At 60.2% G+C, this 22176-nt stretch carries 23 protein-coding genes and 2 tRNA genes; 15 read left to right on the top strand and 10 right to left on the bottom strand.

What is annotated here, in order from left to right; translation table 11 throughout:
* Nucleotides 1–60: 60 nt before the first annotated feature.
* Nucleotides 61–492 (bottom strand): large conductance mechanosensitive channel protein MscL, encoded by a 432-nt coding sequence (gene mscL / locus AC1Q64_RS06880; RefSeq protein ID WP_291438114.1) that lies wholly within the window; start codon nucleotides 490–492, stop codon nucleotides 61–63.
* Between the two features lie 145 nt (nucleotides 493–637).
* On the opposite strand from mscL, the gene petA reads away from it, so the two are divergent.
* The 6 genes from petA to AC1Q64_RS06850 all read left to right on the top strand — a co-directional run bounded on the left by petA (nucleotide 638) and on the right by AC1Q64_RS06850 (nucleotide 4874).
* Nucleotides 638–1237: a ubiquinol-cytochrome c reductase iron-sulfur subunit gene (petA, locus tag AC1Q64_RS06875; protein WP_274112703.1), complete on the top strand. Its 600-nt coding sequence runs from the start codon at nucleotides 638–640 to the stop codon at nucleotides 1235–1237.
* 11 nt (nucleotides 1238–1248) lie between these two features.
* Entirely contained in the window at nucleotides 1249–2664 is a 1416-nt protein-coding gene (locus AC1Q64_RS06870) for a cytochrome b (protein WP_056747267.1), read from the top strand.
* 17 nt (nucleotides 2665–2681) lie between these two features.
* A complete protein-coding gene (locus tag AC1Q64_RS06865) occupies nucleotides 2682–3443 on the top strand; it encodes a cytochrome c1 (protein ID WP_492250852.1) in 762 nt (253 codons plus the stop codon).
* 102 nt (nucleotides 3444–3545) lie between these two features.
* Nucleotides 3546–4157 (top strand): glutathione S-transferase N-terminal domain-containing protein, encoded by a 612-nt coding sequence (locus tag AC1Q64_RS06860; RefSeq protein ID WP_005794209.1) that lies wholly within the window; start codon nucleotides 3546–3548, stop codon nucleotides 4155–4157.
* Between the two features lie 52 nt (nucleotides 4158–4209).
* Nucleotides 4210–4749 (top strand): ClpXP protease specificity-enhancing factor, encoded by a 540-nt coding sequence (locus AC1Q64_RS06855; protein ID WP_291438111.1) that lies wholly within the window; start codon nucleotides 4210–4212, stop codon nucleotides 4747–4749.
* Between the two features lie 49 nt (nucleotides 4750–4798).
* A tRNA-Thr gene (locus AC1Q64_RS06850) sits at nucleotides 4799–4874 on the top strand.
* 41 nt (nucleotides 4875–4915) lie between these two features.
* Here AC1Q64_RS06850 and AC1Q64_RS06845 read toward each other — a convergent pair.
* Nucleotides 4916–5215 (bottom strand): hypothetical protein, encoded by a 300-nt coding sequence (locus AC1Q64_RS06845; RefSeq protein ID WP_056060290.1) that lies wholly within the window; start codon nucleotides 5213–5215, stop codon nucleotides 4916–4918.
* 32 nt (nucleotides 5216–5247) lie between these two features.
* On the opposite strand from AC1Q64_RS06845, the gene AC1Q64_RS06840 reads away from it, so the two are divergent.
* From AC1Q64_RS06840 to AC1Q64_RS06820, 5 genes are all read left to right on the top strand, one after another.
* Nucleotides 5248–6231 (top strand): M23 family metallopeptidase, encoded by a 984-nt coding sequence (locus tag AC1Q64_RS06840; RefSeq protein WP_291438110.1) that lies wholly within the window; start codon nucleotides 5248–5250, stop codon nucleotides 6229–6231.
* A 137-nt stretch (nucleotides 6232–6368) separates the two neighbouring features.
* Entirely contained in the window at nucleotides 6369–9125 is a 2757-nt protein-coding gene (gene secA, locus AC1Q64_RS06835) for a preprotein translocase subunit SecA (RefSeq protein WP_492250851.1), read from the top strand.
* A 96-nt stretch (nucleotides 9126–9221) separates the two neighbouring features.
* Nucleotides 9222–10451, top strand: coding sequence for a bifunctional glutamate N-acetyltransferase/amino-acid acetyltransferase ArgJ (argJ, locus tag AC1Q64_RS06830; RefSeq protein WP_492250850.1), 1230 nt, complete (start codon nucleotides 9222–9224; stop codon nucleotides 10449–10451).
* Between the two features lie 61 nt (nucleotides 10452–10512).
* Nucleotides 10513–11385: an ATP-binding protein gene (locus AC1Q64_RS06825; RefSeq protein ID WP_056060299.1), complete on the top strand. Its 873-nt coding sequence runs from the start codon at nucleotides 10513–10515 to the stop codon at nucleotides 11383–11385.
* Nucleotides 11363–11833 carry an NUDIX domain-containing protein gene (locus tag AC1Q64_RS06820; RefSeq protein ID WP_199737563.1) on the top strand — a complete coding sequence of 157 codons (471 nt, stop codon included), beginning with the start codon at nucleotides 11363–11365 and terminating at the stop codon, nucleotides 11831–11833. The genes AC1Q64_RS06825 and AC1Q64_RS06820 overlap by 23 nt, the downstream gene beginning before the upstream one ends.
* Nucleotides 11834–11950: 117 nt before the next feature.
* Here AC1Q64_RS06820 and AC1Q64_RS06815 read toward each other — a convergent pair whose 3' ends face one another.
* From AC1Q64_RS06815 to AC1Q64_RS06780, 8 genes are all read right to left on the bottom strand, one after another.
* Nucleotides 11951–12169: a DNA gyrase inhibitor YacG gene (locus AC1Q64_RS06815; protein ID WP_492250849.1), complete on the bottom strand. Its 219-nt coding sequence runs from the start codon at nucleotides 12167–12169 to the stop codon at nucleotides 11951–11953.
* Nucleotides 12170–12258: 89 nt separating this feature from the next.
* On the bottom strand, nucleotides 12259–13014 hold the full coding sequence (gene zapD / locus AC1Q64_RS06810; protein ID WP_492250848.1) for a cell division protein ZapD: 756 nt from the start codon (nucleotides 13012–13014) through the stop codon (nucleotides 12259–12261).
* 85 nt (nucleotides 13015–13099) lie between these two features.
* Nucleotides 13100–13720: a dephospho-CoA kinase gene (gene coaE, locus AC1Q64_RS06805; RefSeq protein ID WP_492250847.1), complete on the bottom strand. Its 621-nt coding sequence runs from the start codon at nucleotides 13718–13720 to the stop codon at nucleotides 13100–13102.
* 9 nt (nucleotides 13721–13729) lie between these two features.
* Nucleotides 13730–14602, bottom strand: coding sequence for a prepilin peptidase (locus AC1Q64_RS06800; protein ID WP_291437155.1), 873 nt, complete (start codon nucleotides 14600–14602; stop codon nucleotides 13730–13732).
* Complete coding sequence (locus AC1Q64_RS06795; RefSeq protein ID WP_492250846.1) at nucleotides 14602–15822, bottom strand: type II secretion system F family protein; 1221 nt, start codon at nucleotides 15820–15822, stop codon at nucleotides 14602–14604. Before AC1Q64_RS06795 ends, AC1Q64_RS06800 begins: the two co-directional genes overlap by 1 nt.
* A 20-nt stretch (nucleotides 15823–15842) precedes the next feature.
* Nucleotides 15843–17582, bottom strand: coding sequence for a type IV-A pilus assembly ATPase PilB (pilB, locus tag AC1Q64_RS06790; RefSeq protein ID WP_291437159.1), 1740 nt, complete (start codon nucleotides 17580–17582; stop codon nucleotides 15843–15845).
* A 135-nt stretch (nucleotides 17583–17717) separates the two neighbouring features.
* Nucleotides 17718–17794: transfer RNA gene (locus AC1Q64_RS06785), tRNA-Pro, on the bottom strand.
* 40 nt (nucleotides 17795–17834) lie between these two features.
* Nucleotides 17835–18764 carry a polyprenyl synthetase family protein gene (locus tag AC1Q64_RS06780; protein ID WP_492250845.1) on the bottom strand — a complete coding sequence of 310 codons (930 nt, stop codon included), beginning with the start codon at nucleotides 18762–18764 and terminating at the stop codon, nucleotides 17835–17837.
* Between the two features lie 235 nt (nucleotides 18765–18999).
* On the opposite strand from AC1Q64_RS06780, the gene rplU reads away from it, so the two are divergent.
* From rplU to proB, 4 genes are all read left to right on the top strand, one after another.
* Nucleotides 19000–19311 (top strand): 50S ribosomal protein L21, encoded by a 312-nt coding sequence (gene rplU / locus AC1Q64_RS06775; RefSeq protein WP_005794184.1) that lies wholly within the window; start codon nucleotides 19000–19002, stop codon nucleotides 19309–19311.
* 15 nt (nucleotides 19312–19326) lie between these two features.
* Complete coding sequence (gene rpmA, locus AC1Q64_RS06770) at nucleotides 19327–19584, top strand: 50S ribosomal protein L27 (RefSeq protein WP_005794180.1); 258 nt, start codon at nucleotides 19327–19329, stop codon at nucleotides 19582–19584.
* Between the two features lie 170 nt (nucleotides 19585–19754).
* The gene (gene cgtA, locus AC1Q64_RS06765) at nucleotides 19755–20825 is read left to right on the top strand and encodes an Obg family GTPase CgtA (protein WP_291437168.1); all 1071 of its coding nucleotides are present in this window, start codon (nucleotides 19755–19757) and stop codon (nucleotides 20823–20825) included.
* 89 nt (nucleotides 20826–20914) lie between these two features.
* Nucleotides 20915–22057: a glutamate 5-kinase gene (proB, locus tag AC1Q64_RS06760; protein ID WP_291437170.1), complete on the top strand. Its 1143-nt coding sequence runs from the start codon at nucleotides 20915–20917 to the stop codon at nucleotides 22055–22057.
* Nucleotides 22058–22176: the final 119 nt, after the last annotated feature.

Genomic DNA, 22176 nt, shown 5'->3' with positions numbered 1-22176 from the left:
GTGCCAGCGCAGCTGTGGCGTTTCTTTTTGTGCGGCCAGAAATGCCGCGTCCCCGGGGCGTTACTTCTTCAGGCTGTCGCGAATTTCGCGCAGCAGCACGATGTCTTCAGGCGGGGCGACAGGCGCAGCCGGTTCGGCAGCAGGGGCTTCTCGCTTGAGGCGGTTGATCTGCTTGATCATCATGAAGATGATGAACGCCAGGATCACAAAGTTGACCGCCACAGTCAGGAAGTTGCCATAGGCAAACACCGGTACGCCAGCTTTTTTGAGGGCATCGAGTGTGGTGCCCGTGCCTGGAGGCACATTGCCCAGCACGATGAACAGGTTGGAGAAGTCGAGCTTGCCGAAGACCAGCCCCACCACCGGCATGATCAGGTCCGCTACCACCGAATCCACGATCTTGCCAAATGCACCCCCAATGATGACGCCCACCGCGAGGTCAATCACATTGCCCTTGACCGCGAACTCCCTGAACTCTTGCATCATTCCCATCTTGTTGCTCCTTGTAAAACGGTGATGGGGGAGTATTGCCCGGTTCGCACCCCTGTCAAGCCAGCAAACCACTTGTAAATAACCATTTTCACTCCGCTACAATTCGCGGTTGACCCCAATCTAGCGATGTTCATCGAGGATCCCCATGAGTGACACTCCAATCGACTCCAGCAAGCGGACGTGGATCATCACGTCAGCATGTGCTGGTGCGGTGGGCGGCGTGGCAACCGCCGTTCCTTTCGTGAGTACTTTCCAGCCCTCAGAGCGTGCCAAAGCCGCTGGTGCTGCTGTCGAGGTGGATATCTCCGCCCTCAAACCTGGAGAAAAGGTCACTGTGGAGTGGCGCGGCAAGCCCGTCTGGATCATCAAGCGTACCCCCGAGCAGCTGGCTGAGTTGCCCAAGCTCGACGGCCAGCTCGCCGATCCCAAGTCGGAGCGCAAGCCCGCTGAACTCACGCCCGAGTACGCACGCAACGAGGCGCGCTCGATCAAACCAGAAATTTTTGTGGGTGTGGGCATCTGCTCGCACTTGGGTTGCTCGCCGTCGGACAAGTTCCAGCCCGGTGCACAGCCTTCGCTGCCCGACGACTGGAAGGGCGGCTTCCTGTGCCCTTGCCACGGCTCCACGTTCGACATGGCGGGCCGCGTCTTCAAGAACAAGCCTGCACCCGACAACCTCGAGGTGCCTCCGCACATGTACCTGTCCGATACGCGCCTCGTGATCGGTGAAGACAAGAAGGCTTGACGGAGAACGACATGGCCCACGAATTCAAAGAAATCTCGCCGAACGCCTCCGCAGGCGCCAAGGTCACCAACTGGTTCGAGAACCGGTTCCCGACGGCCTTTGACGCCTACAAGGTGCACATGTCGGAGTACTACGCTCCGAAGAACTTCAACTTCTGGTACATCTTCGGCTCGCTGGCGCTGGTCGTGCTGGTGATCCAGATCGTGACCGGCATTTTCCTGGTCATGCACTACAAACCGGACGCCAACCTCGCGTTCGCGTCGGTCGAGTACATCATGCGCGATGTGCCCTGGGGCTGGCTGATCCGCTACATGCACTCCACGGGCGCTTCGGCGTTCTTTGTGGTGGTGTACCTGCACATGTTCCGTGGCCTCATTTACGGCAGCTACCGCAAGCCGCGCGAGCTGGTCTGGATCTTCGGTTGCGCGATCTTCCTGTGCCTGATGGCCGAAGCCTTCATGGGTTACCTGCTGCCCTGGGGTCAGATGTCCTACTGGGGCGCCCAGGTGATCGTGAACCTGTTCGCTGCCATCCCCTTCATTGGTCCTGATCTGGCTCTGCTGATCCGTGGCGACTATGTGGTGGGCGATGCGACGCTGAATCGCTTCTTCAGCTTCCACGTGATTGCCGTGCCCCTGGTGCTGCTGGGCCTTGTGGTGGCGCACTTGCTGGCGCTGCACGACGTGGGCTCCAACAACCCCGACGGTGTGGAAATCAAGGGCCCCAAGGCTCCCAAGGATGCCAACGGCAAGCCGCTCGACGGCGTGCCCTTCCATCCCTACTACACGGTGCACGACATCTTCGCGCTGAGCATGTTCCTGATGGCATTCACGGCCGTGGTGTTCTTTGCTCCTGAGTTCGGTGGTTACTTCCTCGAATACAACAACTTCATCCCTGCCGATCCGCTCAAGACCCCTGCACACATTGCTCCGGTCTGGTACTTCACGCCGTTCTATTCGATGCTGCGTGCCATCACCACCGAGATGATGTATGTGCTCGTTCTGTGCGTGGTCGCGGGTGCGGGCTTTGGAGTGCTCAAGGCCAAGCTGCCCAGCTTCGTGAAGGCGGGTATCGCCGGTGCGGCCGTGGTGGTCATCGCCATGATGCTGTCCATCGATGCCAAGTTCTGGGGTGTGGTGGTCATGGGTGGTGCTGTGATCATCCTGTTCTTCCTGCCCTGGCTGGATCACAGCCCTGTCAAGTCGATCCGCTACCGCCCCGACTGGCACAAGTACCTGTACGGCGTGTTTGTGATCATCTTCCTGATCCTGGGCTACCTGGGTGTGCAGCCACCATCGCCGATCGGCGAGCGGGTGTCGCAAGTGGGAACGCTGTTCTATTTCGGCTTCTTCCTGCTGATGCCCTGGTGGAGCCGCATTGGCGAAGCCAAGCCCGTGCCCGACCGCGTGACCTTTGTGGCGCACTGAGCCTGGAGATAACAGCAATGAAGAAAATCATCCTCACGTTGATCGCCGCTGTGGGTCTGGTCACCGGTGCTGCCCATGCGGCAGGCGCTGACACCATTGCCTGGGACAAGGCGCCCAACAAGACCAACGACCTGGCCTCGCTGCAAAACGGCGCCAAGATCTTTGTCAACTACTGCCTCAGCTGTCACTCCGCTGCGTTCATGCGGTTCAACCGCCTGCGCGACATTGGCCTGACGGAGCAGCAGATCAAGGACAACCTGCTGTTCACCACCGACAAGGTGGGCGAAACCATGAAGGCGTCGATCGACCCGAAGCAGGCCAAGGAATGGTTTGGCGCCAACCCGCCCGACCTCACCGTGATCGCACGTTCGCGTGCAGGCCACAGCGGTACAGGGGCTGACTATTTGTACACCTTCCTGCGTACCTTCTACCGCGACGACACCAAGGCCACGGGCTGGAACAACCTGGCTTTCCCCAGCGTGGGCATGCCCCATGTGTTGTGGCAAATGCAAGGCGAACGTCGTCCTGTGTTTGAAGAGCACGAGAGCCATGGGCACAAGACCCAGGTGTTCAAAGGCTGGGAGCAGATCACTCCCGGCACGATGACGCCGCTGCAGTTCGACCAGAACATTGGCGACTTGGTGAACTACCTGCAGTGGATGGGTGAGCCCGCGCAAAACATCCGGTGGCGCGTCGGCGTCTGGGTGCTGATTTTCCTGGGCGTGTTCACCGTCATCGCTTGGCGCCTGAACGCCGCGTTCTGGAAGGACGTCAAGTAAACGCCAGATCTATCCCCAGCACCCTGCGGGGGTGCCATTGGATTTATTGCAGAGTGGGCGCTTTTGGCGTCCCACTCTTTTGATTTTTAGGAGCCTCCCACCATGATGGTGCTTTATTCGGGTACGACCTGTCCCTTCTCCCACCGCTGCCGCTTTGTCCTGTTTGAAAAGGGCATGGACTTTGAAATCCGCGATGTGGACCTGTACAACAAGCCCGAAGACATCAGCGTGATGAATCCGTACGGCCAGGTGCCGATCTTGGTCGAGCGCGACCTGATCCTGTACGAGTCGAACATCATCAATGAGTACATCGATGAGCGTTTTCCTCACCCGCAACTGATGCCTGGTGACCCGGTGGACCGCGCCCGCGTGCGCCTGTTCCTGCTCAACTTCGAGAAGGAATTATTCGTGCATGTGAACACGCTCGAATCGCGTGCGACCAAGGGCAATGAGAAAGCGTTGGAAAAGGCGCGAGCCCACATCCGTGACCGCCTGACGCAGCTGGCCCCGGTGTTCCTCAAGAACAAGTACATGTTGGGCGATAACTTCTCGATGCTGGACGTGGCCATTGCACCGCTGTTGTGGCGCCTCGACTACTACGGCATTGATCTGTCCAAGAACGCGGCGCCGCTGCTCAAGTACGCCGAGCGCATCTTCTCGCGCCCTGCTTACATTGAAGCGCTGACGCCGTCTGAAAAGGTCATGCGCAAGTAAGCAGCGGCCTGCAGACTTCCATCCTTCCATCGCCGCCGTAACACCGCCATCCATGACCGCACAGGAATCGACCTCTACGCGCCCCTATCTCATTCGTGCGCTGTACGAATGGTGCACCGACAACGGGCTGACGCCTTACGTGGCGGTGCGTGTGGACGATTCCGTGCAAGTGCCACGCGAGTACGTAAAGGATGGTGAGATCGTTCTGAACATCAGTTTTGATGCGACCAGTGCGCTGCAACTGGGCAATGAATTCATCGAATTCAAGGCCCGTTTTGGTGGCAAGCCCCGCGAAATCCTGGTGCCTGTGGGCCGTGTGATCGCCATTTACGCCCGCGAGAACGGTCAAGGCATGGCATTCCCGCCTCCGGTGGATCTGCTGTCTGCTGCTGAAGGGGCTCCCGCTGCGCTGTCCGTGGCTGCAGATCCCGCCGCAGTACAACCTGAAGAAGTTGCCGCTGCCGTGGCTGCCGAAGACCGTGTGGTGCAACTGGTGGGCGTGGAAGACGGCCACAAGGATGATGGCGGCGATGCACCCCGGCCGCCGCCTTCTCAGGGTGGAGCACGTCCCTCACTGAAACGCATCAAATAGCTGCGGTTTCAAATTTTGGGCGGTTTTTACAGGATAAAATACCGCCTTCGCCGGTTTAGCTCAGTTGGTAGAGCACCCGCCTTGTAAGCGGTAGGTCGTCAGTTCGATTCCGACAACCGGCACCATTTCTCTTGCTTTTTGCATTCCCTGGCACTGACGCTGGCCGTCAGGTTTGAACTTTCAGGCGAATCGCGTTAACCTCCCACCCCCGACTGCGCAGATGCGCCTGCAAAGCAGGCAGCAGTTGGCGTATTTTTGCCGCCGCAGCGTTGCTCTTGACCAGCAGGCACCAGCTGTCCCCGTCAATGGGGCCCGCCTGAACCGCTGGGCGCAATGCGGCGGGAATCAGCAATTCAATGGCCTTGAGCCGATCACTGGAGTCGCGTGTCAGCGCTGTGAGCTTTGCCAGCGTAGGGGATTCCTCACTGGCTTGCTGCAGGGTGACGGCGTAGTGGCGGCGATTCATGGTGTGGCGTCTTCGGGCTAGGAGTATGGGCAGTGCATTTGATTATCACGGACGCCAGACTGGCGCGCAGCCGGGCCATTCATTTGTCTGGCACGCGCCTGGTTCTGGCGGGGCTTGCTGTCTCGCTGTGCCTGATGGTGGTGGCAGCCGGGCTGTACCACTGGGTTTTTTTGAAAGGCGCGCGTGAAGGGTGGCCCATCGTGGGCTCGCTGGTGCGCCTTGTGGTCAAGGATGAGTTTGCCGAGCGTGACCGATTCATGCGCGCCAACCTCGATGCCATGGCCCGGCGTGTGGGCGAAATGCAGGCCCGCATGGTGCAGCTGGAGTCCCTCGGAGACCGTGTGCTGGGCCTGGCAGGCATGGCGCCTGCAGACATTCAGAAGCCGGACGCGCGCGGCGGAGCCCTGGTGAGTGCGCGCAACCTGTCCATGGAAGAGCTGCAGACCACCCTGGATGATCTGGAACGCCTGACCAACCAGCGTGTGGACCTGATGACAGTGCTGGAGTCCCGTCTGTTTGACCAGCACATCCGCAAGAAGATGATTCCCACCCATGCGCCTGTCACGGGGCGTGTCGCAGGTTCGGGTTTTGGCTGGCGTGTCGATCCCATCACGGGGCAATCGGCCTTGCACACCGGACTGGATTTCCAGGCCGACACCGGCACGCCCATCCTGGCTGCCGCTGGGGGCGTGGTCGTGACCCAGGAATTCCATCCCGCCTACGGCAACATGATTGAGGTGGACCATGGCAACCAGCTGGTGACGCGCTATGCCCACGCCTCGCGCGTCTTGGTCAAACAGGGCGACATCGTGCGCCGCGGGCAAAAGATTGCGGAGATCGGTACCACCGGTCGCTCGACCGGGCCGCATCTGCACTTTGAGGTGCTGGTACAGGGGGTTTTTCAGGACCCGCAGAAGTTTCTGAATGCGGGAGGGACGGCCACCAGTGCACAGGTAGCCGCAGTTCGTCCCTCTGCGCTGGCGGGACAGCCTGCCGCACCGGCACCGGGCAGGTAAAATCGCGGGTCCGGCGTTCTCTGCCCGCCGTTGCAATGCTTGCAATATCGGTCGCAGGACCCACCTGAACTCAATTCATCTTAGGGATTTCGGTCGCTTGGCGCGCTGGTTACAGCGGGACAAGCGGTCCTGTTCGCATGGCCACCAACTTCCTCACCAAAATATTCGGCAGCCGCAATGACCGGCTCCTCAAGCAGTACCGCAAGACGGTGACCCGCATCAATGCGATGGAGCCCGAGTACGAGAAGCTGTCGGACGAGCAGCTCCGGGCCAAGACGCAGGAGTTCAAGGACCGCGTGGCCAAGGGCGAGTCGCTGGACAACATCCTGCCTGAAGCCTTTGCCGTGGTGCGCGAGGGCTCCAAGCGCATCATGAAGATGCGGCACTTTGATGTGCAGCTGCTCGGTGGCATGGCGCTGCATTTCGGCAAGATCGCCGAAATGCGCACTGGCGAAGGCAAGACCCTGACCGCAACGCTGCCCGTGTATCTCAATGCCCTCTCGGGCAAGGGCGTGCATGTGGTGACGGTGAATGACTACCTCGCCAACCGCGATGCGCAGTGGATGGGGCGCCTGTACAACTTCCTGGGCCTCACTGTGGGTATCAACCTGCCCAACATGCCCCGTGAAGAAAAGCAGGCGGCGTACCGGGCCGACATCACCTACGGCACCAACAACGAGTACGGCTTCGATTATCTGCGCGACAACATGGTCTACGAGGCCGGTGACCGCGTGCAGCAGGGCCTGAACTTCGCCATCGTGGACGAGGTGGACTCCATCCTGATCGATGAAGCGCGCACGCCGCTCATCATCAGTGGTCAGGCCGAAGACCACACGGCAATGTACATCGCCATGAACAAGGTGGTGCCGTTGCTGGTGCGCCAGGAAGGCGAAGCTGACCCGCGCACCGGCGAAGGTGTCACCAAGCCCGGCGACTTCACGCTGGACGAAAAGACCCACCAGGTGTTCCTGACGGAGCAAGGCCACGAGAGCGCCGAGCGCATCCTCGCCAGCCACGGCCTGATCGCCGAAGGCGCCTCGGTGTACGACCCGGCCAACATCACGCTGATGCACCACCTGTATGCAGCGCTGCGGGCCAACCACCTGTACCACCGTGACCAGCACTATGTGGTGCAGAACGGTGAAATCGTCATCGTGGACGAGTTCACCGGCCGCCTGATGTCGGGCCGCCGCTGGAGCGAAGGCCTGCACCAGGCTGTGGAAGCCAAGGAAGGCGTGAATATCCAGGCTGAGAACCAGACACTGGCTTCCATCACCTTCCAGAACTATTTCCGCCTGTACAACAAGCTCGCCGGCATGACCGGTACGGCCGATACAGAGGCCTATGAGTTCCAGGAGATCTATGGCCTGGAAACCACCGTCATCCCGCCCAACCGTCCCAGCAAGCGCGACGACCAGCTGGACCGCGTGTACAAGACCACACGCGAGAAGTACGAAGCCGCCATCAAGGACATCCGCGAATGCCACGAGCGCGGCCAGCCCGTGCTGGTGGGTACGACGTCGATCGAGAACTCCGAAATCATCGACCAGCTGCTGAACAAGGAAGGGCTGCCGCACCAGGTGCTCAATGCCAAGCAGCACGCCCGGGAGGCCGACATCGTGGCCCAGGCCGGACGCGAAGGCATGATCACCATCGCCACCAACATGGCTGGGCGTGGCACCGACATCGTGCTGGGCGGCAACATCGAGAAGGATGTGGCTGCGATTGAAACCGACGAATCCCTGACCGAATCCGAGCGCGCGGGCAAGGTAGCCGCGCTGCGCGAGCAGTGGAAGGTGGACCACGAGAAGGTCAAGGCGCTGGGTGGCCTGCGCATCATTGCCACCGAGCGCCATGAGTCGCGCCGCATTGACAACCAGCTGCGTGGCCGCTCGGGCCGCCAGGGCGATCCCGGGTCCTCGCGTTTCTATCTGAGCCTGGACGATTCGCTCATGCGCATCTTCGCGGGCGACCGCGTGAAGGCGATCATGGACCGCCTGAAGATGCCCGATGGCGAAGCCATTGAAGCGGGCATCGTGACGCGCAGCATCGAATCGGCCCAGCGCAAGGTGGAGGCCCGCAACTTCGACATCCGCAAGCAGTTGCTGGAGTACGACGATGTGGCCAACGATCAGCGCAAGGTGATCTACCAGCAGCGCAACGACATCCTGGACGCGTCTGACCTGTCGGATGTGATTGCGGCCATGCGCGAAGACTGCATGACCGATCTGGTGCGCCAGTACGTGCCTGCCGAATCGGTGGAAGAGCAGTGGGATCTGGCCGCGCTGGAAAAGGCGCTCGCAGAAGAATGGCAGGTGCCAATCGCGCTGCAGCAGGAAGTGCAGGGCGCCAATGCGATCACCGACGATGAAATCCTGGACAAGGTCTTGCAGGCCGCGCACGCTGCCTTCAATGCCAAGGTCGAGCAGGTGGGCCGCGAAAACTTCACGCAGTTTGAGCGTGTGGTGCTGCTGCAGAACTTTGACTCCAACTGGCGCGATCACCTTAGCGCACTCGATTACCTGCGCCAGGGCATCCATCTGCGCGGCTATGCGCAGAAGCAGCCCAAGCAGGAGTACAAGCGCGAGGCCTTCGAGCTGTTCCGCCAGCTCATCGACCAGGTCAAGAACGAGGTCACCAAGATCCTCATGACCGTGCAGGTGCAGTCGCAGGCGCAGCTCGACCAGGCCGCGCAAGACATGGAACAGCGCGCCGAGAGCATTGCCAACGTGACCTATACCGCACCCACCGAAACCGGCGAGGTGGAAACCACGGTGGATGCACAGACCGTGGCCCAGCAAGCGCTGCCCGAAGGTATGCGTGTGGGCCGTAACGACCCCTGTCCCTGTGGCAGCGGCAAGAAATACAAGCAGTGCCACGGCAAGCTGGCTTGATTTCCTGATCCAGACAACACGGGCTTCGGCCCGTGTTTTCATTGGCGCGCCACGGTTTTCCGGATAATCGGCCGCAGTTTTTTGAGAAAGACCTTCATGCCCGTCAATCTAGTCGCTCCCGTTGCTGCCGATCTGCACCCCATCGCCGGTGTGCGCATCGGTGTTGCCGAAGCTGGTGTCCGCAAGGCCCACCGCAAGGACCTCACCGTGTTCCTGCTGGACGAGGGCGCCAGCGTGGCTGGCGTGTTCACGCAGAACCGCTTTTGCGCAGCGCCGGTGCAGATCAGCCGCGAGCATTTGAGCAGCGGCCAGTCCATTCGCGCCATGGTCATCAACACGGGCAACGCCAATGCGGGCACCGGGGCTGACGGCCTGGCGCGTGCGCGCGCCACCTGCATTGCGCTCGCTCTTCAGCTGAGCGTGGCGCCCGAGCAGATCCTGCCGTTCTCGACCGGCGTGATCATGGAGCCGCTGCCCAACGACCGCATCGAAGCGGGGCTGCCCACCGCCATCGCCGATGCGCAGCCCGGCCATTGGGCCCGTGCCGCCGAGGGCATCATGACGACCGACACACTGCCCAAGGCGTTCTCTGCGCAGGTGCAGATCGGTGGCGCCACAGTGTCCATCACGGGCATCAGCAAGGGCGCGGGCATGATCCGCCCCAACATGGCCACCATGCTGGGCTTCCTGGCCACGGACGCTTGCGTGGCGCCCGCCGTCATGCAGCAACTGGCGCGTGATCTGGCTGACGGCTCTTTCAATCGCGTCACCATTGACGGTGACACATCGACCAACGATTCGTTCGTGGTCGTTGCCACCAACAAAGCAGCGCATGCGCCCGTGACCTCGCTCGACAGCGCGGACGGCCAGGCCCTCAAGGCTGCGATGCTCTCGGTGTCACAAAAGCTGGCGCAGGCGATCGTGCGGGACGGCGAGGGGGCGACCAAGTTCATTACAGTGCGGGTCGAAGGCGGCAAGACTGGCGACGAGTGCCGCAAGGTGGCCTACGCCATTGCCCATTCGCCGTTGGTCAAGACGGCCTTTTTTGCCAGCGACCCCAACCTGGGCCGCATCCTGGCGGCCGTGGGCTACGCCGGCATTGACGACCTGGACCAGACCGGCATCGACCTGTACCTGGACGATGTGCACGTGGCGCTGCAAGGGGGGCGCAATCCTGCCTATCGCGAAGAAGACGGTCAGCGGGTGATGAAGCAGAGCGAGATCACCGTGAGGGTGCTACTAGGGCGCGGTACCGCAGCGGACACGGTGTGGACCTGCGACTTCAGCCACGAGTACGTGACCATCAACGCCGACTACCGCTCGTGAGTTGGGTTTGCTATCTTTGTGATAGCTGTTGAGCCATATTCAACTTGCGCATGTCGCCACAATGAACGAAAAATTTGAACGTTTGGTCGAGCGTGCCGAGCAGCTCATCGCCCGCATCGAGTCGGTGCTGCCCCAGCCGCTGGGAGCGCCTGACTGGTCCGCCTCCATTGCCTGGCGCTACCGCAAGCGCAGCAGTGGGCATGGCACGCTGGAACCCGTGCGCCACGTGGGAGCGATGCGGCTCGCAGACCTCAAGGAAATCGATCCGCAAAAAGAAAAAATCGAGCGCAATACGCAGCAGTTTGTACAGGGCAAGCCCGCCAACAACGTGCTGCTGACGGGTGCGCGTGGTACCGGCAAGTCGTCGCTGATCAAGGCCTGCTTGAACGCTTACGCAGCCGAAGGCCTGCGCCTGATTGAAGTGGACAAGGCCGACCTGACCGACCTGCCGGACATCGTGGACGTGGTGTCTGACCGGCCCGAGAAATTCATCGTCTTCTGTGATGACCTGAGTTTTGAGGACGGCGAGCCAGGCTACAAGGCGCTCAAGTCGATCCTGGACGGCTCGGTGGCGGCCGCCACGCCGAACGTGCTGATCTATGCCACCAGCAACCGGCGCCACCTGCTGCCGGAGTACATGGCCGACAACCTCACGTACACCCACACCGAAGACGGCGAGGTGCACCCGGGCGAGGTGGTGGAGGAGAAGATTTCGCTGTCGGAGCGTTTTGGCCTGTGGGTCAGCTTCTACCCGTTCAGCCAGCAGGAGTACCTGACCATCGTGGCGCAGTGGTTGTCGTCGTTCGGTGTGCCCGCACAGGCCATTGAGGAGGCGCGGCCTGAGGCCCTGGTCTGGGCGCTGGAGCGTGGCTCGCGCAGTGGCCGTGTGGCGTACCAGTTTGCGCGTGACTATGCGGGGCGACATGGCGGCTGAACATCTCGCTCCAGACGGCGTCCCTGCCACTGCCGAACGCAAACACACCGAAGTGGCCGTGGGCATCCTGCTGCGCGCAGACGGCGCGATGCTGCTGTCCACCCGCCCGCCGGGCAAGCCCTACGCGGGGTACTGGGAGTTTCCGGGTGGCAAGCTGGAGGCGGGCGAGACCGTGGAGCAGGCACTGCGCCGCGAACTGATCGAGGAGCTGGGCGTGACCATCGGCCCGGCCAGCGTCTGGAAAGTGACCGAACACGATTACCCCCACGCACTGGTGCGGCTGCACTGGTGCAAGGTCTGGGAGTGGACTGGCGAATTCGAGATGCGTGAAGGCCAGGCCATGGCCTGGCAGCAAATGCCGATCACGGTGTCCCCGGTGCTGCCCGGTGCCTATCCGGTGTTGCAATGGCTGGCTGAGGAGCGGGGTCTGCAGTCCGCGGTGGAGTGAGACTCCCGCCTGTGTGGGACTGATTTGCTATTGAATTAGTAGCTTCTCAGGCATGCAGCACTAGCGCTACCGCTGGTTTTTGGCGAAATCGCTCTTGAATGGCGCCTCTGACCTTGGTCAATGCTGCTGGCGCGGGTCGCCATGGGGGGCGTCGTCTGGCGGCGCTTCGGTGGGCATTCGAAAGCTTTCGCTGGCCCATGCGCCAAGGTCTATCTGCTTGCAGCGCTCGCTGCAAAACGGACGGTACACATTCGCGGCGCTGTACACGCTATCTCCGCCACAGCTGGGGCAGGTGACGATGCGCGCCTGCGAGGAAGGGGCTGGTGAGGGGGGCATCCTGGGGTGATCCTCTTGCTCAAGTCGGCCCGCCCGATCTTTAGCGGGCTTTGGCGCGATTCAGTCTCTGGGCTAGGGCTGGCTAAGGCCTACGCGCACAGGGTCAGTTCAAACGCCGCATCTTCGTTGCGGGCGTGCAGGCGTCCATCGCCTTCCAGCCGCATGAGCCGCACCGAGACAATCAGACGGTTGCCACTGATTTCCGGGATCAGGTTCAGCGCTGGGTCGATGCGAAGCCGCAGCAGCTGGAAGGTGCGGCCCTGGGGCAGATTCTGCTGAAACTGTCCGCGTTCTGCAGCGACTTTTTGGGGCACGCCTGAATCGCGCAGCAGCTTGAGCAGCACATAGATCGACTCAGCGAGGGGTGCCAACGTGGAGGCCCATTCTTCCAGAGCCTGCTGACGCACCGCCGGGGGATGGTGTTGCCACGCGTAATAGGCTGGCAGGTCAAAGCCACAGGTCCCGCCCGGAATGCCGATGCGGCTGCGGATGCTCATCAGCCAGTCGTTTTCCGTCAGCGCATGGCCCGACTTGCCGCTTTGGGTGTTGAGTGCCACGAAGCAGCGGTCCAATTGGCTGATCACCGCATCCAGTGCGGCTTCTGAAATGGACGGGTTGCCCCGGTATGCGTCGAGCTGGTGCTTGTGTTTTTCGATGTCCTTGAGTACATCCGACTTCAGATCGGCCCGGGCGGCTACATCCATGATCTCGAAAATCGTCACCAAGGCGAAATGGTGGTCCAGTGCATGGGGGCGGGGGATCAATTCCCCCAAGCGGCGGAACAACTGCTCTAGCCGCAGATAGGTTCTGAGACGCTCGTTAAAAGGGTATTCGTAAAGGATCACGCTGGCGGGTTCCTGGGGGCTCAGGGAGCATTCTGACGCCGGTGGCGCACGGCATGGGGTGAAAGCACAAACGGTTTCGCTCGCATCATAGCCCGAACAGTGCGGCCACTTGCCGCACCTCGGCCTGCAGTTGCTCTAGTGTGCAGTGGGCATCGTTGGCAATCACCACATCGGCCACCGCCCTGCGCGCTGTGCGCGATGCTTGTGAAGCGATGATGCCCCGTACCGCGTCTGCGGACAGACTGCTGCGCAGCATGACCCGCTCGATCTGGGTCTGCTCGGCGCAGTCCACCACTACGACGGTGTCGAGCTGGCGTGCCCACCGCCCAGATTCCGCCAGCAGTGGGATGTCTTGCACGATCAATCGGGCGCCAGTCTGTATGGCCTGTTGAATCCGTTGCTGGCTGTGCAAGGCCACCATGGGGTGCACGATGGCCTCCAGCTGGCTGCGCGCCTGTGGTTGGCTGAAGGCCAGTTGCCGCATGCGCGCTCGATCCAGTGCGCCCGATGCATCGACATACGCGTCGCCAAAGGTACTTTGAATGGCAGGCATGGCAGCACCACCTGGCCCAGTCACCTCCCTGGAGATCTGGTCGGCATCTATGAGGGCTGCGCCGAAGGACGCCAGCATCTGGCCTACGGTGCTCTTGCCGCTGCCAATGCCGCCGGTCAGACCCAGGCGCAAGGGCTGTCGGTAGGTTGCCATGAGAGTCCGTCAGAGCCCCAGGAGCCCCAGCACCGTACCCAGAATGGCGTTGGGGCCAAACACCATCGCTGTCAGCCCTGCGCCCACCAAGAAGGGACCGAACGGAATGTAGCCACCCTCACGCAAGCTGCTGAAAATTTTCATCGCGATCCCGATGATGGCGCCAATCACGGAAGACATCAAAATGATGGGCACCAGCGCCTGCCAGCCAAACCATGCGCCCAACGCGGCAAACAGCTTGAAGTCGCCGTAGCCCATGCCTTCCTTGCCGGTCGCCAGCTTGAAGCCCCAGTACACCAGCCAGAGCGACAGGTATCCTGCCGCAGCACCCATGACAGAGGCGTACAACGGCACGTTCGTCCATTGCATTGCCGACGCCAGCAAACCTGCCCAGAGCAAAGGCAAGGTAATGTCATCCGGCAATAGTGTGGTGTCCCAGTCAATGAACGCAAGAGCCAACAGGGCTGCCGAAAAGCCGCACCATGCCAACCCCGCAGGCGTTGCACCCCAGCGGTGGATGCAGAAAAAGAAAAGTGCGCCCGTCGCCAACTCGACCAGCGGGTAGCGGAGGCTGATGCGCGTTTTGCAGGACGAGCAACGCCCACGCAAAAACAGATAACTCAAAACCGGGATGTTTTCGTGCCACCGCACAACGTGTCCGCACGCTGGACAGCGAGACCGAGGCGTCATGAGGTTAAAGGCGGGTTGCGTGTCTTCGGGCGGCTCTTTGCCCTGATTGGATGCCTCTACTTGCGCGAGTTCTGCCGCCCATTGCCTTTCCATCATTTTGGGAAGACGGTAAATCACCACATTCAGAAAACTGCCGAAAAGCAACCCAATCACGCCGCCAAAAACGGCGTCCCACCACGCGTCCAGCACCATTACACAACCTGACCGAGCTTGAAGATGGGAAGGTACATGGATACCACGATACCGCCGATGAGCGTGCCCAGAAACACGATGATGATGGGCTCCATCAGGCTGGACAGGCCGGCCACCATGTCATCCACCTCGGCTTCATAAAAGTCCGCAGCTTTACCGAGCATGTGGTCGATAGAACCGGACTCTTCGCCAATCGCGCACATCTGCAACACCATGGAGGGGAAGATATTGGCATTGCCCATGGCCGCCGTGAGGCTGGTGCCTGTAGAGACTTCCTGCTGGATCTTGTCAGTGGCCAAGGAGTACACCGAATTGCCCGCAGCTCCACCTACCGAATCGAGGGCCTCCACCAGGGGTACACCTGCCGCGAACATGGTGGACAACGTCCGGGTCCAGCGTGCGACACAGGATTTGTCGATCAAGGCGCCAAACACGGGAATCCGCAACAGAAGCCGGTCCATGAACATCTGTACCTTTTCACTGCGGCGCCATGCTTGCATGAAAAAGTAGAAGCCTCCACCGATGACACCAAAAATCAGCCACCACCATTTGACAAATACCTCGCTGATGGCCATCACAAACAAGGTGGGGGCGGGGAGGTCGGCACCGAAAGACGTGAAGACCTCCTTGAACGCTGGAATGACGAAAATCATGATGACGGTCACCACCACGAAAGCCACGATCACCACAGAAATGGGGTACATGAGGGCCGACTTGATCTTCGATTTGATCGCCTCGGTTTTCTCCATGTATGTGGCCAACCGATCCAGCAGGGCCTCCAAAATACCCGCAGCCTCGCCCGCCTCTACCAGGTTGCAGTAGAGACTGTCAAAGTACATCGGGTACTTTCTGAAAGCTCCGTTGAGCGATGTCCCTGTCTCGATATCGGACCGGACGTCATTGAGCAGCTTGGTAACGCTGGCATTGGTATTGCCCCGACCCACAATGTCGAAGGCCTGCAACAGCGGTACGCCGGCCTTCATCATGGTCGCCAGCTGGCGGGTAAACAGCGCAATATCCTTGGGCCTGATTTTTTTGCCCGAACGCATGCGGCGCTTCTTGATTTTGGTGGGGAAAACCCCTTGGCGACGCAAGGTCGCCTGCACCTGGTTTTCTCCGACCGCACGGATTTCGCCTCGAACGATCTTTCCGTTGCGGTCCTTGCCCTCCCACTCGAAGACAAAATCCTTGATATCTTTGGTTGATGCTGCGGTCGCCATGGTGCCCTCGTCCGTGGATGCTATTCGTTGGTGACGGCCAGAACTTCCTCAAGGGAAGTGAGGCCCAATTTGGCTTTGTAGAGCCCGGATTCGCGCAGTGAACGGACACCCTCGGCGCGCGCCTGCTCTGCAATCTCCAGTGCGCTCCCGTCGCGCAGGATGATGCGCTGGATTTCCTCGGAAATAGGCATCACCTGATAGATACCGAGTCGTCCTTTGTAGCCGTTGTTGCAGGCCGAGCATCCTACGGGGCGGTAGGTCACCCATGAGCCGTCGATCTCGTGCTCCTCGTATCCCGCATCCACCAAAGCCTCATGGGGAATATCTGCGGGAGCTTTGCACACGGGGCACAGCCGACGCGCCAACCGCTGTGCGGTTATGAGAATCACGCTGGATGCAATGTTGAACGGCGCAATGCCCATGTTGCGCATCCGCGTGAGCGTTGTGGGGGCATCATTCGTGTGCAGGGTGGAAAGCACCAAGTGGCCCGTTTGCGCCGCCTTGATGGAGATATCTGCAGTCTCCAGATCTCGGATTTCCCCGACCATGATGATGTCCGGATCCTGACGCAGAAACGACTTCAGGGCCACTGCAAAGGTCAGACCTGCCTTTTCATTGACGTTCACTTGGTTGACGCCAGGCAAATTGATTTCAGAAGGGTCTTCGGCTGTCGCGATATTGACGCCCGGTTTGTTCAGTAGATTCAGACATGTGTACAAGGACACGGTCTTACCAGAGCCTGTAGGGCCCGTCACCAAAATCATTCCATAAGGGCGACCAATCGCCTGGAGCAAGCGTTCCTTCTCCACGGGTTCATAGCCAAGCGCATCGATCCCGAGCTTGGCGCTGCTCGGGTCCAAAATACGGATCACGATTTTTTCGCCAAACAGGGTCGGCAAAGTGCTTACCCGAAAATCGATCACGCGATCCGGCCCCACCTTGAGCTTCATGCGACCGTCTTGGGGAACGCGCTTCTCGGAAATATCCAGGCGTGAAATCACCTTGATACGGGACGCGAGCTTGTCTTTGATGGCAATCGGCGGGGAAGCTATTTCGCGCAGTTCTCCGTCAATACGGAACCGAACGCGGTATTGGTGTTCGTAAGGCTCAAAATGCAAATCAGAGGCGCGCATATTGAAGGCGTCAAGCAGCATTTTGTGCAGAAACTTGACGATAGGCGCATCTTCTACTTCTGTTGTTCCTGTATCCGCTTCTTCAGGCGCATCTTCAATTGCAACGTCATCAAAAGCGAAGTCTCCCCCACCACTCACCAGCGTATCCATGGATTCGCTGGTGGATTTGGTTGTGGCTTCTACCAGTCGGCTGAGTTTGTCGTATTCCGCAATAATCCAATCCACACCCATTTGGGTTGTGAATTTGATTTTCTCAGCAGCTTCCTGGTCGGTTGGGTCGGCCGTTGCGACGATCAGCCGGTTGTTGCGCTTGCTCAGGACCACCACGCGATACGCCTGGCATATCTTGTTGTCCAGCAATTCCTTGGGCAGGCGTAAAGGATCAATGGCGTCTAAGTCAAGCAATGGTGCGCCAAAAACTGCAGACACCGTGTGCGCCAGATCCGCTGCAGAAACAGCCCCAGAGCCTGTCAATTCGGCAATGAAACTGGTTCGGCTTATTTGTGATTTTTTGTAAATGTCTTCAGCCGACTTTTGGGTCAGTTTGCCCGCAGACATCAAGGCGCGGCCAAGCCCGGGCAGGGCTACTGCAGAGGCTTCTTTGAGGGCAGTATCAACAGCGGCCATGTAACCGGAAATGTGTTAGGTGTGGAAAAGAAACCATCCTATCATCACCGATCAACCATGGGCTGTACAGCGGCGCTTATTGGCAACGGCGCCACAAACGGGTGGGATTTTGGTAGGTGACCATACTGCGATATATGGTCGGGGTGAGAGGATTCGAACCTCCGGCCTCTACGTCCCGAACGTAGCGCTCTACCAGGCTAAGCTACACCCCGCAGCTTGCAATGGCATTCGTGAACGAATCTAGTGCATCTTTCAATTCCGCCGCGCAAGCAGTTGTGCGGCTAATTCTAGCAAACCCTCCGAGTAGGCATTTGCGGGTAATAGGCGGGCAGCAGCCATGGCGCGGTGCGCTTCAGCAAAGGCTGCGGCGCGGGTGATATCCAAGGCTCCGGTCGAGCGGACGATGCTCACGATTTCTGCCAATTGTTCTGTCGAACCTTGTTCTATGGCTCTGCGAACGATTTCCGCCTGGCTGGGGCTGCCTCGTTCCATGGCGGCGATCAGGGGGAGTGTGGATTTGCCTTCGCGCAAGTCGTCTCCCAGATTTTTGCCCATCTCCGCGGTGTCGCCGTCGTAGTCCAGCACGTCGTCGATGATCTGGAATGCGGTACCCAGTGCCTGGCCGTAAGTTGCGCATGCCTCTTCCACTTCGGGGGGGCTGTTGGCCAGAATGGCGCCGAGGCGGGCGCTGGCTTCGAACAGTTTGGCCGTTTTGGACCGGATGACGCGCAGATAGCCTGCCTCATCCAGTGAGGCATCGTGCATGTTCATGAGCTGTAGCACTTCACCCTCTGCAATCACATTTGTGGCCTCGGAGAGGATTTCCATGATGCGCATGCTTCCCGCCTCGACCATCATCTGGAACGAGCGAGTGTGCAGAAAGTCGCCCACAAGGACGCTGGCAGGGTTGCCAAAGGTTTCGTTGGCCGTGGGGCGGCCGCGGCGCAGGGTGGATGCATCCACCACATCATCATGCAGCAGTGTTGCTGTGTGGATCAACTCGACCACTGCGGCCAAGCTGTGCCGATGTGTGCCACGGTAGCCCAGGGCGCCACACACCATCAGCAGCAGGGCAGGGCGAAGGCGCTTGCCACCGGCGGCAATGATGTACTGAGAGATCTGGGCCACCAAGGGGACGCTGGATGTCAGGCGCTGACCGATGACCGTGTCGACCTCGTGCATGTCTTGTGCAACGAGCGTGAGGGGGGAAGCTGCGGGGGCGGTATGGTCAGTCAAGATGGTGGTCACAGAAAGTGCCCGAATTATAGGAAGGCCCGCTACAGGGCCGACGATGGCGGTGGCGTGCTGGTCACGCTGGATTGACTGATGCACACGAGGCTGGCGGAGTGATGCTAGATGCGCTATACTCGCGGGCTCTGCGGAAATTCGTCTGCAGAACTCATATCAAGAGGTCAACATGTACGCGGTCATAAAAACCGGCGGCAAGCAGTATCGCGTTGCTTCCGGCGAAAAAATTAAAGTAGAACAGATTGCTGCGGACGTAGGCCAGGAAATTGTGATCGACCAAGTTTTGGCTGTCGGCAACGGCGCTGAACTGAAGGTTGGTACGCCCCTGGTGTCCGGCGCAACCGTGAAAGCCACTGTCGTGGCCCACGGCAAGCACGACAAAGTGCACATCTTCAAGATGCGCCGTCGCAAGCACTATCAAAAACGCCAAGGCCATCGCCAGCAGTTCACTGAGCTGCAAATCGGTGCGATTGCTGCTTAATCGAAGGAGCTAGTCATGGCACAGAAAAAAGGCGGCGGCTCTACGCGAAACGGGCGTGACTCCAAGCCAAAGATGCTGGGTGTCAAGGCCTTCGGCGGTGAACTGATCAGCGCTGGCTCGATCATCGTGCGCCAACGTGGCACGCGTTTCCACCCCGGCACCAACGTCGGCGTGGGCAAGGATCACACCTTGTTTGCCTTGGTGGACGGCCACGTGTCGTTCGGCACCAAGGGCGCATTGTCCAAGTCCACGGTCAATGTGACTCCCGCCTGAGGATTGCTCCTCCGGCAACCATCGAAGCCCCGCTTTGCCGGGGCTTTGTTGTTTGGTCTGTACGCGTAGCTGATGCGCTTTCGATCTGTAGTGTCTGGAATGCACCTCGCTCTTCCGCCACAATCGATCGCCAGCCGACGGTACGGTCCCTTTTGTAAACTGGATACCCCATGAAGTTCGTCGATGAAGCCTTTATTGACATTGCCGCTGGTGATGGTGGCAATGGCTGCGTGTCGTTCCGGCACGAAAAATACAAGGAATTCGGCGGCCCCAATGGTGGTGACGGTGGGCGTGGGGGGCATGTATTCGCTGTGGCCGACCCCAACCTGAATACCCTGGTGGACTATCGTTACTCCCGCCGCCACGAGGCCAAACGGGGTGAGCACGGCATGGGCTCCGACATGTTCGGTGCTGCGGGTACAGACATTACGCTCAAGATGCCGGTCGGCACCATCATCACCGACGCCGAGACGGGCGAGGTGCTGTATGAGCTGCTGACCCCGGGCGAGGTTATCACCATCGCCAAAGGCGGTGACGGCGGCTTTGGCAATATGCGTTTCAAGAGCGCAATCAACCGGGCTCCGCGTCAGAAAACACCGGGCTGGCCTGGCGAGAAAAAGAATTTGAAGCTGGAGCTGAAGGTGCTGGCCGATGTGGGTCTGCTCGGCATGCCCAATGCGGGCAAGTCCACCTTCATCACGGCAGTTTCCAATGCGCGGCCAAAGATTGCTGACTACCCGTTCACCACACTACACCCCAACCTGGGCGTCGTGCGGGTGGGGCCCGAGCAAAGCTTCGTGGTGGCTGATATCCCTGGGCTGATCGAGGGTGCCTCTGAAGGCGCGGGCTTGGGCCACCAGTTCCTGCGCCATCTGCAGCGCACGCGTTTGCTGTTGCACATCGTGGACCTGGCGCCGTTTGACGATGCTGTGGATCCAGTCGCTCAGGCCAAGGCCATCGTGAACGAGCTCAAGAAATACGACAGTCAGCTTTACAACAAGCCGCGCTGGTTGGTGTTGAACAAGCTGGACATGGTCCCTGCTGATGAGCGTGAGGCGCGTGTGAAGGATTTTGTGAAGCGCTTCAAGTGGAAGGGGCCGGTGTTTGAGATCTCTGCGCTCACGCGCGAGGGCTGTGAGCCACTGATACACGCCATCTTCCGCCATGTGCAGTCCGAGCAGCGCACGGAGAACGAGCCAGTAGAGGTGGATCCCCGGTTTGCCGGCGACACACCCGCCTGACGTGTTGGGCTCGGATCACAGTTGTTGCTATATTTTTAATAGCTACTCGGGCACGAAACAGTAGCGCTATCGGCATCAAAGACATCAAAATGGTTTCCAGCGTATTGAGAGATGCCCGCCGCATCGTGGTGAAGGTGGGCTCCAGTCTTGTGACCAACGAGGGACGTGGACTGGATGAAACCGCCATCGGTGAGTGGAGCCGCCAGCTGGCCGCACTGGTACGCGGCGATGGGGGGGCTCCGCGTGAGGTGGTGATGGTGTCCAGCGGTGCCATTGCCGAAGGCATGAAACGCCTGGGTTGGACCACGCGGCCCCAGGAGATCCACGAGCTGCAGGCGGCCGCTGCAGTGGGGCAGATGGGGCTGGCGCAGATGTACGAAACCAAGCTGCGCGAGCAAGGCATGGGCAGTGCGCAGGTGCTGCTCACCCATGCCGACCTGGCGGACCGCGAGCGTTATCTCAATGCCCGTTCCACCTTGCTCACGTTGCTGCGCCTGGGCGTGGTGCCGGTGATCAATGAGAACGACACCGTGGTCAATGACGAGATCAAGTTTGGCGATAACGACACGCTGGGTGCGCTGGTGGCCAACCTCGTGGAAGCCGACGCACTGATCATCCTCACGGACCAGAAGGGGCTCTATACCGCCGACCCACGCCGTGATCCGTCTGCGCAGTTTGTGCACGAGGCCAAGGCGGGGGATCTTGCTCTGGAGGCGATGGCGGGCGGCGCGGGCTCCAGCATTGGCAAGGGCGGCATGATCACCAAGATCCTGGCGGCCAAGCGTGCTGCAGGCTCCGGCGCATCGACCGTGATCGCCTGGGGGCGCGAGGCCGACGTGTTGGTTCGCCTCGTGGGCGGTGAGGCATTGGGTACTCTGTTGGTCGCTCAGACACAGAAAAAGCAGGCCCGCAAGCAGTGGATGGCGGACCATTTGCAGCTGCGCGGCTCTGTGGTGGTGGACGCAGGGGCTGCGGCCAAGGTGCGCGACGAAGGCAAAAGCCTGCTGCCCATCGGCATGACCGCAGTGGAAGGAGATTTCTCGCGCGGTGATGTGATTGCAGTGCGCGACGGGTCCGGGGCCGAGATTGCGCGGGGTTTGGCCAACTATGCTGCGGCAGAAGCGCGTCTTTTGTGTCGCAAACCATCGACAGAATTTGAAAAACTGCTGGGCTACATGGCTGAGCCGGAAATGGTCCACCGCGACAACCTCGTCCTAGCGCAGGGGGCCTAGGTCTCGCCTGGCGGACTTCGGTAAGGCATGCGCACATGCAGCCACTGGGTCGAGCTAACCGTAAGTAGAAACAAAAAACGCCTGCGAATGCAGGCGTTTTTTGTGGGGCTGACAATCGT

It is taken from the genome of Acidovorax sp. GW835-FHT14G06 (assembly GCF_058793595.1).
This window is presented reverse-complemented; position numbering and strand designations above follow the sequence as displayed.

Coding starts and splice junctions, on each gene's coding strand:
- AC1Q64_RS06820 (WP_199737563.1), top strand. CDS start 11,363: ATGCGGGGCGACATGGCGGCTGAACATCTCGCTCCAGACGGCGTCCCT.
- AC1Q64_RS06815 (WP_492250849.1), bottom strand. CDS start 12,169: ATGCCCCCCTCACCAGCCCCTTCCTCGCAGGCGCGCATCGTCACCTGC.
- secA (WP_492250851.1), top strand. CDS start 6,369: ATGGCCACCAACTTCCTCACCAAAATATTCGGCAGCCGCAATGACCGG.
- rplU (WP_005794184.1), top strand. CDS start 19,000: ATGTACGCGGTCATAAAAACCGGCGGCAAGCAGTATCGCGTTGCTTCC.
- AC1Q64_RS06865 (WP_492250852.1), top strand. CDS start 2,682: ATGAAGAAAATCATCCTCACGTTGATCGCCGCTGTGGGTCTGGTCACC.
- AC1Q64_RS06780 (WP_492250845.1), bottom strand. CDS start 18,764: ATGCACGAGGTCGACACGGTCATCGGTCAGCGCCTGACATCCAGCGTC.
- cgtA (WP_291437168.1), top strand. CDS start 19,755: ATGAAGTTCGTCGATGAAGCCTTTATTGACATTGCCGCTGGTGATGGT.
- mscL (WP_291438114.1), bottom strand. CDS start 492: ATGGGAATGATGCAAGAGTTCAGGGAGTTCGCGGTCAAGGGCAATGTG.
- AC1Q64_RS06825 (WP_056060299.1), top strand. CDS start 10,513: ATGAACGAAAAATTTGAACGTTTGGTCGAGCGTGCCGAGCAGCTCATC.
- proB (WP_291437170.1), top strand. CDS start 20,915: ATGGTTTCCAGCGTATTGAGAGATGCCCGCCGCATCGTGGTGAAGGTG.
- pilB (WP_291437159.1), bottom strand. CDS start 17,582: ATGGCCGCTGTTGATACTGCCCTCAAAGAAGCCTCTGCAGTAGCCCTG.
- rpmA (WP_005794180.1), top strand. CDS start 19,327: ATGGCACAGAAAAAAGGCGGCGGCTCTACGCGAAACGGGCGTGACTCC.
- AC1Q64_RS06800 (WP_291437155.1), bottom strand. CDS start 14,602: ATGGTGCTGGACGCGTGGTGGGACGCCGTTTTTGGCGGCGTGATTGGG.
- AC1Q64_RS06860 (WP_005794209.1), top strand. CDS start 3,546: ATGATGGTGCTTTATTCGGGTACGACCTGTCCCTTCTCCCACCGCTGC.
- petA (WP_274112703.1), top strand. CDS start 638: ATGAGTGACACTCCAATCGACTCCAGCAAGCGGACGTGGATCATCACG.
- AC1Q64_RS06845 (WP_056060290.1), bottom strand. CDS start 5,215: ATGAATCGCCGCCACTACGCCGTCACCCTGCAGCAAGCCAGTGAGGAA.
- argJ (WP_492250850.1), top strand. CDS start 9,222: ATGCCCGTCAATCTAGTCGCTCCCGTTGCTGCCGATCTGCACCCCATC.
- coaE (WP_492250847.1), bottom strand. CDS start 13,720: ATGGCAACCTACCGACAGCCCTTGCGCCTGGGTCTGACCGGCGGCATT.
- AC1Q64_RS06870 (WP_056747267.1), top strand. CDS start 1,249: ATGGCCCACGAATTCAAAGAAATCTCGCCGAACGCCTCCGCAGGCGCC.
- AC1Q64_RS06795 (WP_492250846.1), bottom strand. CDS start 15,822: ATGGCGACCGCAGCATCAACCAAAGATATCAAGGATTTTGTCTTCGAG.
- AC1Q64_RS06855 (WP_291438111.1), top strand. CDS start 4,210: ATGACCGCACAGGAATCGACCTCTACGCGCCCCTATCTCATTCGTGCG.